General features: G+C 47.3%; 11 protein-coding genes. 10 read left to right on the top strand and 1 reads right to left on the bottom strand.

What is annotated here, in order from left to right:
- Positions 1–63 precede the first annotated feature (63 nt).
- From NYE36_RS15910 to NYE36_RS15880, 7 genes are all read left to right on the top strand, one after another.
- Positions 64–327 carry a hypothetical protein gene (locus NYE36_RS15910; RefSeq protein ID WP_015418085.1) on the top strand — a complete coding sequence of 88 codons (264 nt, stop codon included), beginning with the start codon at positions 64–66 and terminating at the stop codon, positions 325–327.
- A gap of 46 nt (positions 328–373) precedes the next feature.
- Positions 374–1,051, top strand: coding sequence for a zinc metallopeptidase (locus tag NYE36_RS15905; RefSeq protein ID WP_003152125.1), 678 nt, complete (start codon positions 374–376; stop codon positions 1,049–1,051).
- A gap of 42 nt (positions 1,052–1,093) precedes the next feature.
- A complete protein-coding gene (locus NYE36_RS15900; RefSeq protein ID WP_052827778.1) occupies positions 1,094–2,383 on the top strand; it encodes a hemolysin family protein in 1,290 nt (429 codons plus the stop codon).
- 89 nt (positions 2,384–2,472) lie between these two features.
- Positions 2,473–4,131, top strand: a complete 1,659-nt coding sequence (locus NYE36_RS15895) for an alpha-glucosidase (RefSeq protein WP_094032828.1) — start codon at positions 2,473–2,475, stop codon at positions 4,129–4,131.
- Between the two features lie 121 nt (positions 4,132–4,252).
- Positions 4,253–4,669 carry a secondary thiamine-phosphate synthase enzyme YjbQ gene (locus tag NYE36_RS15890; RefSeq protein WP_061861492.1) on the top strand — a complete coding sequence of 139 codons (417 nt, stop codon included), beginning with the start codon at positions 4,253–4,255 and terminating at the stop codon, positions 4,667–4,669.
- On the top strand, positions 4,666–5,697 hold the full coding sequence (locus NYE36_RS15885; protein ID WP_061860823.1) for a nitronate monooxygenase: 1,032 nt from the start codon (positions 4,666–4,668) through the stop codon (positions 5,695–5,697). The genes NYE36_RS15890 and NYE36_RS15885 overlap by 4 nt, the downstream gene beginning before the upstream one ends.
- Before the next feature lie 25 nt (positions 5,698–5,722).
- Positions 5,723–5,974 (top strand): hypothetical protein, encoded by a 252-nt coding sequence (locus NYE36_RS15880; RefSeq protein ID WP_094032829.1) that lies wholly within the window; start codon positions 5,723–5,725, stop codon positions 5,972–5,974.
- A 17-nt stretch (positions 5,975–5,991) separates the two neighbouring features.
- On the opposite strand, the gene NYE36_RS15875 is transcribed toward NYE36_RS15880, so the two are convergent.
- Complete coding sequence (locus NYE36_RS15875; RefSeq protein WP_007408635.1) at positions 5,992–6,729, bottom strand: protein-glutamine gamma-glutamyltransferase; 738 nt, start codon at positions 6,727–6,729, stop codon at positions 5,992–5,994.
- Between the two features lie 141 nt (positions 6,730–6,870).
- Between NYE36_RS15875 and NYE36_RS15870 the strand changes: the two genes are divergently transcribed.
- The 3 genes from NYE36_RS15870 (at position 6,871) to NYE36_RS15860 (ending at position 13,142) form a co-directional block, all read left to right on the top strand.
- Positions 6,871–8,856 (top strand): methyl-accepting chemotaxis protein, encoded by a 1,986-nt coding sequence (locus NYE36_RS15870; RefSeq protein ID WP_061581469.1) that lies wholly within the window; start codon positions 6,871–6,873, stop codon positions 8,854–8,856.
- Between the two features lie 184 nt (positions 8,857–9,040).
- On the top strand, positions 9,041–11,029 hold the full coding sequence (locus NYE36_RS15865) for a methyl-accepting chemotaxis protein (protein WP_265451012.1): 1,989 nt from the start codon (positions 9,041–9,043) through the stop codon (positions 11,027–11,029).
- A 127-nt stretch (positions 11,030–11,156) separates the two neighbouring features.
- Positions 11,157–13,142 (top strand): methyl-accepting chemotaxis protein, encoded by a 1,986-nt coding sequence (locus NYE36_RS15860; protein WP_007408632.1) that lies wholly within the window; start codon positions 11,157–11,159, stop codon positions 13,140–13,142.
- The last annotated feature ends 62 nt before the right edge of the window (positions 13,143–13,204 follow it).

Here is a 13,204-nt window from a genome sequence, read left to right as displayed (position 1 = left end):
AAAACATATTCACCCTCATTTTTTCATATGATAAAGAAAGCGGACCGAAAAAGGGTGAGTCAAATGACAGTCATTCAAAAACTGCTGGCGGCGCTGGCCGGAGCGCAGCTGCTCGCTTCGGCGGCCGTATTGCTTATTTTCGATTTGAATGGATACAATCATATGTCCGGCGGATTTTCATGGCTTGTTTTTGCAAAAGAGACCGCAGGCACGTTTCCGTTTTACATCGGATTGGCCGGGTGTATCCTCATCATGCTCGGAGGATTGATTCCTGTCAGAAAAAAGAAGCGGATTTCTGTACAGGAAAGCGGACAATCATTAAAATAATATATAAGCAGATCGTACGATATAAGAGAAAAAGGAAGAGGATAATATGCTGTTTATCTTTTTAACAATTGCTGCATTGGGATTGTCGTTTTGGGCACAATTTAAAGTGAAAAGCAATTTTCAGAAATACTCAGACGTAGAAGCTTCCAGTCAGCGGACGGGGGCGGAAACGGCAAGACGGATTCTTGATATTAACGGTTTATATGATGTGCCGGTAGAACCGGTAAGAGGCACTTTAACAGACCATTACGACCCGACGGAGCGGGTGGTGCGTTTATCTGAGCCGGTATATTACGGCCGCTCCATTTCCGCCATTTCCGTCGCTTCCCATGAAGTCGGACATGCTTTGCAGCATCAGGAATCATACGGCGCGCTTGTGCTGAGGCACAAAATTTTTCCGGTCGTCAATTTTGCCTCCGGGGTTGCCCCTCTGCTTTTCTTGGGCGGGATGCTCCTGGGCAGCTTGAACTTAATCGGACTCGGCATTATTTTGTTTTCGGCCGCTGTTTTTTTCCAGCTTGTCACACTGCCTGTCGAGTTTAATGCCAGCGCGAGGGCGAAGCGGATTATCGTGTCGGAAGGATTCATTCGCAACAGTGAAGAACACGGCGTGAATAAAGTACTGAACGCCGCCGCGCTGACGTATGTGGCTGCGGCGCTCGTTTCATTATTCGAGCTGCTTCGTTTTGTGATGATTTTCTTAAATGGTCGTGATGAGAATTAACACGAAGGAGGTGGCCCCTTACCGTTTGCGGTAGGGGTTTTTTTGCTTATATTAAAACTGATTCTCATTATGCTGTTAATCGGATTAACGGCCATCTTTGTCGCTGCGGAATTTGCGATTGTCAAAATCCGCGGTTCAAAAATCGCGGAGCTGGTTGAAACCGGAGACAGCCGGGCGCTCGCGGCGCACAGGGTGATTTCAAATCTCGATGAATATTTATCAGCGTGCCAGCTCGGCATTACGATTACGGCGCTCGGACTCGGCTGGCTCGGTGAACCGACGATTCAGCGGCTTCTTCATCCTGTTTTCAGCCTGATCGGAATGCCGTCATCCATTACGCACGTCGTCACGTTTATTGCGGCGTTTATCGCCGTCACGTATCTGCACGTCGTCATCGGAGAGCTTGCGCCGAAAACGATATCCATTCAAAAAGCTGAAGCCGTCAGTCTGTGGACGGCGAAACCGCTCATTCTGTTTTATAAAGTGATGTATCCGTTTATTAAGCTGTTAAACGGTTCAGCCGGATTTTTGGTCAAGCTGTTCGGTTTTCATTCGGTGAAAGAACATGAGGTCGTGGTCAGTGAAGAGGAATTGCGGCTGATTTTGTCCGAAAGCTATAAAAAAGGTCAAATCAATCAATCTGAATTCCGTTACGTCAATAAAATATTTGAATTCGATAACCGGGTCGCCAGAGAAATCATGGTGCCGCGCACCGAAATCGCCGCCATCTCGCTTGAACAGCCAGTTGATGAAGCCATACATTTGATCATCAACGAACGGTATACGCGATATCCGGTTATTAAGGAAGACAAAGATCACATTCTCGGCATTATTAACAATAAGGATTTATTTAAGGCGTATTTTCTCGGCCGCTCCATTGAATTAAAAGAAATTATGCGTCCGGTCATCAGAGTCATTGAAAGCATCCCCGTTCAGGAGCTTTTGATCCGCATGCAGAAGGAGCGGATTCATATGGCGATTCTCGTTGACGAATACGGCGGCACGGCGGGACTTGTGACCGTCGAAGACATATTGGAGGAAATCGTCGGGGAAATCCGTGATGAATATGACCAGGATGAAATGCCCCACATCGTCAAAAAAGGCGAACACCACTATGTGATGGACGGCAAGGCGCTCATAGAAGAGGTGAATGATCTCCTTGATATCGCCATCGAAAATGAAGACATTGACACGATCGCCGGCTGGCTCTTAACACAAAAAATGGAGCTGAAAAATGGTGATGTGTTTCATGCCGAAGGGTGTGAATTTAAGGTGCTGGAAGCGGAAGACCATCATATCCGCTTCGTTGAAATTAAAAAAACTGATTTCTGAGCCTCCTGCTTTTGCAATGAGGCTTTTTTTATGGAAAAAATGCTTCTTCGTCCCGCTCCTTCATATAATGTAAAGAAAGGAGTGTCGGTATGAAAACGGATTGGTGGAAAACGGCGGCCGTCTATCAAATTTATCCTCGAAGCTTTATGGATTCGAACGGGGACGGAATCGGCGACATGAACGGCATCAGAGCAAAGCTTCATTACATAAAAGAGTTGGGGGCGGATGTGATCTGGCTTTGTCCCGTTTTTGACTCGCCGGGCGCGGACAACGGCTACGATGTTCGGAATTATAAACAAATTGCCGGCGAATTCGGGACGATGGAGGATTTTGACCGGCTCCTTGCGGATGTCCATGCGCTCGGCATGAAGCTGATTATAGACCTCGTCATCAACCATACAAGCGATGAGCATCCTTGGTTTATCGAATCACGCTCGGCGAAAGATTCCGAAAAACGGGACTGGTACATCTGGAGAGACGGAAAAAACGGCAAAGAGCCGAACAATTGGGAAAGCATTTTCGGCGGATCAGCGTGGGAATATGATCAAGAGACCGGCCAGTATTACCTGCACCTGTTTGACAAAAAACAGCCTGATTTAAATTGGGAAAACGAAGCGATGAGGCAGTCCGTTTATGAGATGGTCCGCTGGTGGCTTGATAAAGGCATAGACGGCTTCCGGGTGGATGCCATTTCTCACATTAAGAAAAAAGAAGGGCTCCCTGACATGCCGAATCCGGACGGTCTCCCGTACGTCCCGTCTTTCCCGTACCATATGAATGGGGAAGGCATAATGGATCTCTTAAAAGAGCTGAAACGGGAAACATTTTCACGCTATCCGATCATGACGGTCGGCGAGGCGAACGGAGTGGCGGCTTGGGAGGCGGCTGATTGGGCCGGTGAAGAAAACGGCGTCTTTCAAATGATTTTTCAATTTGAACATCTCGGCCTCTGGGATACGGAAGATGATCAAAGCATCTCCATTCCGGCGCTTAAGCGCGTCTTGTCCGGCTGGCAGAACAGTCTTGAAGGAAAGGGCTGGAACGCGTTATTTATGGAGAACCACGATCAGCCCCGTTCCGTCTCGGTATGGGGTGACGAACGGTTTTTGACAGAAAGCGCCAAGGCACTCGCCGCGATGTATATGCTGATGAAAGGCACGCCGTTTATTTACCAGGGGCAGGAGCTCGGGATGACCAATGTTTCGTTTCCGTCCATTGAAGATTATGATGACGCCGCAATGAAATATCTGTATGAAAAAGAGACGTCCCGCGGCGTTCCGCATGAAAAAGTGATGAAGATCATCTGGAAGAAGGGCCGGGATAATTCACGGACACCGATGCAATGGAGCGGTGAGGCGAACGGCGGGTTTTCTGATGCTTCTCCGTGGCTCGGAGTGAATCCGAACCACACATGGCTGAATGCTGCATCACAAATGCAGGATGAAACATCCGTATACCATTTCTACAGACGGCTGCTCGCCCTCAGAAAAGAACACGGCGTATTGATCAGCGGCACATATGAATTGCTGCTTCCGAATGACCGGCAGATTTATGCCTATCTAAGAAAAAACGGAACAAAAACCGCCCTGATCATCACAAATCTGTCCCGGACCCCCGCTTTATACAGGCATCCCGGTTATCCGCTTGACTCCGATACGCTCGTGCTCGCAAGCATGGAAACACCACCGCATCGGCATGTGACATCCTTTCTTTTAAAGCCTTATGAGGCCCGCGTATATATATGGTGAAAAACTTCAGTCCCGAGGCTGAAGTTTTTTGTGATCTGCGTTTATCATCGCGATCCGACAGGAAAAGACAAATACAGAAACGAATATGGGAAAGGAAGAGAAAAAGAAAGGAGGCATTCATATGCTGAAAAAAATGCAGATTCAAACAAACAGACGGGATGAAATGATCGACATCACACATGAAGCTGAAGCGTTTCTCCGCAAAACAGGCGTGAAAAACGGTTTGGCGCTCATATACTGTCCCCATACAACCGCCGGCATTACCATAAATGAAAATGCCGATCCGGATGTGAAGAGGGATATGCTCAGAAGGTTTGATGAAATGTATCCGTGGGAGCACGAACTGGACCGGCATATGGAGGGAAATACGGCTGCACATATGAAAGCGAGCACAACCGGCGCCTCCCAGCATGTCATCATAGAAGACGGCCGCCTGATACTCGGAACATGGCAGGGCGTTTATTTTTGCGAATTTGACGGTCCGCGAAACAGAACATGTTATATCAAAATACAGGCTGAAACGGAGGAAAACAAATGAGTGAGTGGATGAGTCCGTTATCATTAATAAAGCCCGTCATTCAGGCGCCGATGGCCGGCGGGCTGGTCACGCCGCGTCTGGCTTCGGCGGTATCAAATGAAGGGGCGCTCGGAAGCCTCGCTTCAGGATACGTCAGCCCGCAAGCGCTTGAAAAACAGCTTATCGAGATGAAAGAGCTGACGGACCGCTCCTTTCAAGTAAATCTTTTCGTCCCGGAAGAAAGACAGATGCCTGAGGCGGAACTTGTTGAAAAATGGAAAGCCCGCATTCCGAGGGCAAAAGACGCCAAGCCGTTCTCTGATCTGAAAGAAGAATGGAATGATTTCGAGGAAAAAGCGGAGCTTCTGATCCGTTACGGAGTCAAAGCGTGTTCATTCACCTTCGGCCTGCCGCCGGAAGAAACGGCGGAAAAGCTGAAGAAAAGCGGTTGTTTCCTTTTCGGCACGGCGACAACGCCGGAGGAAGCGAAGGCTTTTGAAGAACGGGGAATGGACGCCGTTATCCTTCAGGGAATAGAAGCCGGCGGACATCGCGGGTCGTTTCTGCCGGTTAAAGGAGAACCGGCTCTCGGCCTTATGGCGCTGATTCCGCAGGCTAAAGACGCGCTGAATATCCCGGTGATTGCGGCAGGCGGCATTTTTGACCGCCGCGGGGTGCAGGCGGCCCGATGTTTGGGTGCGGACGGCGTTCAAGTAGGAACACCGTTTCTCCTTTGTGAAGAAAGCAGCGCTTCACCGGCATATCAAAAAGCCATTGCCGAATCAAAAGGAGCCGATACGCGGCTGACCACCCTGTTTTCGGGAAAACAGGCGCGGGGAATCGTGAATCAGTTCATGAAAACATATGAAGCTGACGAGGGGAAAACGCTGCCTTATCCGCTGCATAATACGCTGACAAAGCCGATGCGCGGGCATGCGGCTCAATCAGGAGACGCGGAATATATGTCTTTATGGGCCGGCCAGTCCGCCGCGAAACTTGAAGGGCCGACAGACGTGAAAACCGTTTTGGACGGATTGTGCGAATCATAATCCAGAAATCGTGAGGTGATGGATGATGAAGATTCTTCAAATGTCCTATAAAAAAAGAGGAACTATTGAGTTTGTCTTTGAAGATTTTCCGCATTCCAAAGTCACCATGGCGCCGATTAAAGGGTATTACTTTGTCCGCACCATTAAATGGAGCAGACGGGACAGAGCCGTCACCCGCCATGATTTAGAGAAGTTTGAATGGGCTGCAAACCAAGCGCTCGGCACGACGGCTTTTTACCGGAAAAGAAAAGCATTCCGCATCCCATCGTCACAATGACAGACGATGGGATTGTTTTAATGCATGATCTGATAAAGCGCGGGTGCATCAAGCCTTGTTGCCTGGTTAAGCAGATAAGCCGGCTGCACGGCATTTTTTTTTCTTAAAGAATTCAATCTCTGGATGATTTGTTCAGCGGTCAGAATCCCGAGACCGTGGGCGAAATATTGATCATTCCCCATCACAATGACATTCTCTCCCCGCCACTGAGCCTTTGCAGGATTAAAATCAGGGTTTTTAAAATATAAACAATCTCCCCGTAAAAAGTGGCTGCCGGTTTCCGTGTAGATCGGCAGATGCTCATAGTGCCAGTCATACAAAGTGATATCCCGGAAACGCCGGTTAAACCGTTCTTCACCGATTGTCTTTAAGACGGCCAGATAATAAATCACAACAATGGCGGTAGCGCATTCAAATGCGTAAAACGCTCCGTTTTCAATAATGTCCCGAATCGCTTTTGAAGCGGGGATTCTGTACTTCAGCTCCAAGGCTCCTTCCGGCGTCACTCTCCAATAAGCCGTATTTCCGTATGTTTTGGCGAAAGTTGCAAATTTCACCCCTGATCCGTGCAGTTCTCTTGCGGCTTCCACAATATGGCGGCGCAGCCGCACCTCGAACATCAGTTCAGCAATCGACCCGTAATCGAATTGTACGGGAGAATTGAGCAGTTCATTTATATACGGAACAAGGCTTTCTTCCGTCTGCCAGTTCGCGATGTCCTGAGGCCGAAGCACTTGGCCGGATATGATAATCATCTGCGCGCCCCCTATCTTTTTTTATAAGATATGCAGGAAGCTTGGGCAATGAAAATCAAGACATAAAAAAGGAGGAAATGTTAACAAAATGTGAAGACTGAGCCGATATATAAGGTATCACACTTGAGGGAGCAGCTTAATATGAAAAAATTCATCAATTGGTGCACAAAGGCATCGATTTCACGTAAATTAATCATTTCATTTATCGTGATCTTAATCATACCGATTCTCGTGTTAGAATTCAGTTCATACCATACGGCGAGCAATTCGCTGGATGATCAGATTTCAGGCAACGCGAAAAATAACATCGAATCTTTTAACACAACCATTACAAATGATATCGGCGCAAAAGCAAAGGCGATTGAATTTTTCAGTGAAACGTTAAAAGGGTCATCCTTCTCAAAGAAAAACATGTCTGCTCTTGAAGAAAAGTTCGGGCAATACACGTCTATTCATAAGGACGTAGCCCGCGTTTACGGAGGAACCGAAGACGGCAGCTACGCACAGGCGCCTAAGGAGAATACTCCGGCCGATTACGATCCGAGAACACGCACTTGGTATAAAGACGCTGTGAAGGCCGGCGGCACGCTCGTTGTCACCGACCCTTACACCGCGGCAAGCGACGGCAGCATGGTCGTTACCGTGGCAAAGCAGATGCAGGACGGAACAGGCGTAGTGGCCATGGATATTACAATTGACCAGCTGCTGAAGCAGATGCAGGGAATCAAAATCGGGCAAAAAGGATTCGTGTTTATCACATCCAAAAATAAAACCTATGTCGCGCATAAAGACCACAAACCGGGCGACAAAGTTTCAACCCCGTGGCTGAATGAGGTATACAGCAAAGACAGCGGCATTATTTCATACAAGCTCGATGATCAAAATAAAAAAATGGCGTTTACGACAAATAAACTGACCGGATGGAAAATAGAGGGGAGCATGGAGCTCAACGAAATTAAAGACGCCTCACAACCGGTGCTGACGATGGGAATGATCGTCCTTGCAGCATCCATTATCATCGGGGGAATTTTAATTCTGTTGATTGTCAGATCCATTACGTCACCGCTGAAACGGCTTGTCCGCTCTTCTAAACAAATCAGCGGCGGAGACTTGACTGAAACCATTGATATCCGCTCGAAAGATGAATTGGGCGAACTCGGCGCGAGCTTTAATGAAATGGGAGAATCTCTGCGCGGACTGATCAGCGCGATCCAAAACTCTGTCGACAATGTGGCCGCGTCATCAGAAGAGCTGACTGCTTCAGCTTCGCAGACAAGCAAAGCGACGGAACATATTACAATGGCCATTGAGCAGTTTTCAAACGGAAACGAAGAGCAAAGCGAAAAAGTCGATTCAAGCTCAGCCAAGCTGAATCATATAAATGACGGACTCACCGCCGTTTCCCGCACATCATCATCCATTACGGAAGCATCTAAACAATCGAAGGAAGCTGCCGGCACCGGGGAAGAATATGTGCAGCAAACCGTCGGGCAGATGAATCTCATCAATCAATCGGTCCAGCAGGCGGAAGCGGTTGTAAAAGGCCTTGAGGCCAAATCAAAAGACATCACTCATATTTTAAGAGTCATCAACGGTATTGCCGATCAGACAAACCTGCTTGCTTTAAATGCAGCCATTGAAGCGGCAAGAGCCGGTGAATACGGGCGGGGCTTCTCAGTGGTAGCCGAAGAAGTGCGCAAGCTTGCCGTCCAATCCGCCGGTTCTGCCAAAGAGATTGAAAAACTCATTCAGGAAATTACGGCTGAGATTAATACATCACTTCACATGTTCACATCCGTTAATGAAGAAGTTCAATCAGGACTTGCCGTGACGGACCGCACGAAAGAAAGCTTCCAGAATATCTTCGGCATGACAAACGATATCGCCGAGAAGCTTCAATCGATGAACGGCACGGTTGAACAGCTGTCAGACAGCTCCCAGCACGTTTCAGCCGCAGTGACGGATATTGCGGACGTATCTAGGGAAAGCGCAGCAAGCATTCAGGATATTGCCGCATCCGCAGAAGAACAGCTTGCATCAATGGAAGAAATCAGCACATCCGCCGATACTTTGGCGCAAATGGCCGAAGAACTGCGGGAATTAACGAAACAATTTAAAATCAACTAGTAAAAAAGGACGCTTTCCGGAGGGAAGGCGTCCTTTTTTATAGTGACAGCCGGATAATTAAATAAAAAGTCTTGCATGCAAAGGGAGTACATAGAACTATTTTTCATTTATGACTTAATTTTCAATGTAATAAAAAGGGAGTCGGCCGATATAAACAGTAAATGATTGAAAGAGGTTTACAAAATTGAAAAAAACAGCAAAAAAAATCGCCAGAAAATCAATAGCCAAAAAACTGATCATTTCATTTTTACTGATCTTAATCATTCCGGTAGCAGTATTGGCTGCCGGCGCCTACCGTTCGGCGGCTTCATCCGTTGAAAAGCAAATGATGGAAAGCGCCGAAGGAAATGTGCAAATCTTAAACAATATGATTGATGACCGGATCGGAATGTTTACAAAAAGCTCAGCATATTTCAGCGAATGGGCGACAAGCGCTAAATTTAAAGAAAAAAACCAAACGGAAATGCAAGAAAGGTTCAAACAGTTTATTGAAAGCAATGATAAAGCGTCCGCCGTATTTTCAAGCAGCAAGGAAGGAACGTTTACCCGTTATCCGCATGCCGATATGCCGGCCGATTTCAATCCGCTTGAAAGAAGCTGGTATCAGGAAGCTATGGAGAATAAAGGCCAAACCATCATCACAGACCCTTATGAGTCCATCTCAAACAAAAAGATGGTCGTCACCATGGCCCGCGCGGCGCAAGACGGATCAGGCGTCGTCGCCATTGATATAAAAATCGACGATCTCATCACGATGACAAAAGAAGTGAACATCGGAAAAGAAGGATACGCCTTTATCCTCAGCAAAAATAAAAAAGCCGTTGCCTACAGTGATGAAAAAGCCGGCTCGGCGGTATCGGGAAAATGGGTTGATACATTATTCAGCGGGCAAAAAGGCGACTTTGAATATACGCTGAACGGGAAAGCGAAAAAAATGGCGTACGTGACCAATGAAGCGACGGGCTGGAAGATCAGCGGAACCATGTCCGTGGAAGAAATCAAAGATGCGGCAAGACCGGTTCTGACTCTGGCCGTTATCATACTGGCGATAGCCATTGCCGCAGGGATGATTTTCATTTATTTTGTCATCCGCTCAATTACCAAACCGTTAAAACGTCTCGTAGCTTCAGCGGAAAAAATCAGCGGCGGAGATCTGACGGAAACCATTGATGTCAGCTCTAAAGATGAGCTGGGCGTGCTCGGTAAAAGTTTTAATCATATGACAGATTCACTCCGTTCGCTTATTCAGGGAATTCAGGACTCTGTTGAACATGTCGCTTCTTCCTCAGAGGAGCTGACGGCTTCGGCTGAGCAGACGAGCAAAGCAACGGAACATATCACCCTTGCGATTGAACAGTTTTCTAATGGAACGGAAGACCAAAGTGAGAGTATTGATAAAGCGACAGCCCAAGTGAATGAGATGAAAGACGGGCTCAGTGATCTGGCGGAAGCGGCAGCCGTGGTGACGGAAACGTCAATTGAATCGGCGGAGATATCCGGCGCCGGTGAGCGGCTTGTCAAGAAAACAGCCGGCCAGATGGGCGCCATTGACCAATCCGTAAGTAAAGCGGAGCAAGTCGTACAAGGGCTTGAACTCAAATCGCAGGACATCACCAGCATTTTGCGCGTCATTAACGGCATTGCCGATCAAACGAATCTCCTTGCTTTAAATGCAGCCATTGAAGCGGCAAGAGCGGGAGAATACGGACGCGGTTTTTCAGTCGTTGCCGAAGAAGTGAGAAAGCTTGCCGTCCAATCCGCCGATTCAGCGAAAGAAATCGAATCCTTAATTCATGAAATCGTCAAAGAAATTCATACTTCGCTCGGAATGCTGGAATCCGTCAATCACGAGGTGAAAAGCGGACTTCAGTTAACGGACGAAACGGAAAAAAGCTTCCGGGACATTTCCGTTAAAACAAATCAGATTGCCGGTGAACTGCAAAATATGAATGCAACCGTGGAACAGCTTTCTGCCGGGTCTCAGGAAGTATCAAACGCTTCAGAGGATATCGCGGCCGTCTCCAGACAAAGCGCGGCCGGCATTCAGGACATCGCGGCTTCAGCTGAAGAGCAGCTTGCGTCCATGGAGGAAATCAGTTCCTCCGCCGTCACGCTGGAAAAAATGGCGGAAGAATTACGCGAACTGACAAAGCGTTTTAAGATAAACTCTTAATTAAGTCTAAAAGACTAATTTTAAGATAGGTAAAAAGTATGTTTCGTTATATTTCTTCTTTTTGGATGTGTATAATTACCCATAATTGCCGATATGAAGGGTAAACACGCAAGAGGAGATATAGCAGATGAAAAAAATTGTGCAAATCATCAAGCAGAGATCGCTTACAAGAAAACTGCTCATTTCTTTTTTGGCCATACTCATTCTTCCTATTTCAACGCTGGCTTTTATCGCCTATCAATCGGCGGTAAGCACGCTTGACAGGCAGATGATGGGAAGCGCACTAGATAATGTGCAGCAGATTAACGATATGATCAACACAAGCATCAGCCAAAAGGAAGACGGAACGGCATATTTCAGCGACTGGCTCACAAAGGATCGGTACAAGCCGAAAAACCAATCGCAAATTACCGATAAATTCACAGAGTACATGAAGATCAATAAAGACGTGGAATCCATTTATACGAGTGACACGGAAGGACATTTCACACGGTATCCGGATCTGCAGATGCCTAAAGGATATAATCCGCTTGAAAGAGACTGGTATAAAAAGGCCGTGGAAAATAAGGGGAAAGTTGTTGTAACAGATCCTTACCGCACGGCTTCCACCAATACGATGGTCGTGACGGTCGTTCAGCAGACGAAAGACGGCTCAGGAGTCGTCGCCATCAATATGAAAATCGATGAGCTTCTGAAAACGACAAAGAAAGTGAACATCGGAAAATCAGGCTACGCTTTTATCCTGACGAAAGACAAAAAAGTGGTCGCCCACCCGAACCGCACGTCAGGCACAGTATTAAACGGGGAGTGGGCTGAACAGCTGTTCACCAGCAAAAAAGGTGATTTTCAATACAAATACGACGGCCAGGAAAAGAAAATGGCTTATGATACAAACGGGCTGACAGGCTGGAAGATTACCGGAACGATGTATCTGGACGAAATTCATGAAGCGGCCCTGCCGATCCTTCATCTGTCCCTGCTCGTTCTCGTATTAGCGATTGTGATCGGAACCATCGTCATGGTGCTAATTATCCGTTCAATCACAAAACCGCTCAAGCAGCTTGTGACATCATCGAAACAGATCAGTGAAGGCGACTTAACAGAAACGATCGAGATTCAGTCAAAAGATGAATTAGGCGAGCTTGGCAAAAGCTTTAACAATATGGCCGCTTCGCTCAGGTCTCTCATCCATGCCATCCAGGATTCCGTGAATAACGTCGCATCTTCCTCAGAGGAGCTGACGGCTTCAGCGGAGCAGACAAGCAAGGCAACCGAACATATCACACTGGCGATCGAACAATTTTCTAACGGAAATGAAAGCCAAAGTGAAAACATTGAAAGCGCGGCGGAACATATTTACCAAATGAACAGCGGGCTTAAAGATATGGCGAAAGCATCTGCCGTCATTACCGAATCCTCCGCCACATCAGCGGAAGTCGCCAATTCAGGCGGAAAGCTCGTCCACCAGACGGTCGGCCAAATGAACGTCATTGACCGGTCAGTGAAAGAAGCTGAACAAGTGGTGCGCGGACTTGAAACAAAATCAAAAGACATTACAAACATTCTCCGTGTCATTAACGGAATCGCTGACCAGACAAACCTTCTTGCGCTGAACGCGGCAATTGAAGCCGCACGTGCGGGTGAATACGGGCGGGGCTTCTCAGTCGTCGCCGAAGAGGTCAGAAAACTTGCGGTCCAGTCTGCCGATTCAGCGAAAGAAATCGAAAGCTTAATCATAGAAATCGTCAACGAAATCAATACATCTCTCGGCATGTTCCAATCCGTCAACAAAGAGGTGGAGAGCGGACTGGATATTACGAATCAGACCGAAACGAGCTTCAAACGGATTTCTGAAATGACGAACCAGATCGCCGGAGAAATTCAAAATATGAATGCGACGGTAGAACAGCTGACAGCAGGCTCTCAGCAGATTTCAGGAGCTTCTGAGCAAATCGCGTCCATCGCAAAAGAAAGCTCCGCCAGCATTCAGGATATTGCGGCCTCCGCCGAAGAACAGCTGGCTTCAATGGAAGAAATCAGTTCGTCTTCGGAAACGTTATCCCAAATGGCGGAAGAATTACGTGATATGACGAAACGATTTAAAATAGATTAATAGGTCATAGAACACCCAAATGTGCTGTTTGGGTGTTTTTTTTAGTTTTTTTAATAAATCTT

This window comes from Bacillus sp. FSL R5-0593 (genome assembly GCF_038603755.1).
Lineage (GTDB): Bacteria > Bacillota > Bacilli > Bacillales > Bacillaceae > Bacillus > Bacillus velezensis.
The sequence above is the reverse complement of the archived record's forward strand: the minus strand, read 5'-3'. Positions and strand labels throughout refer to the sequence as shown.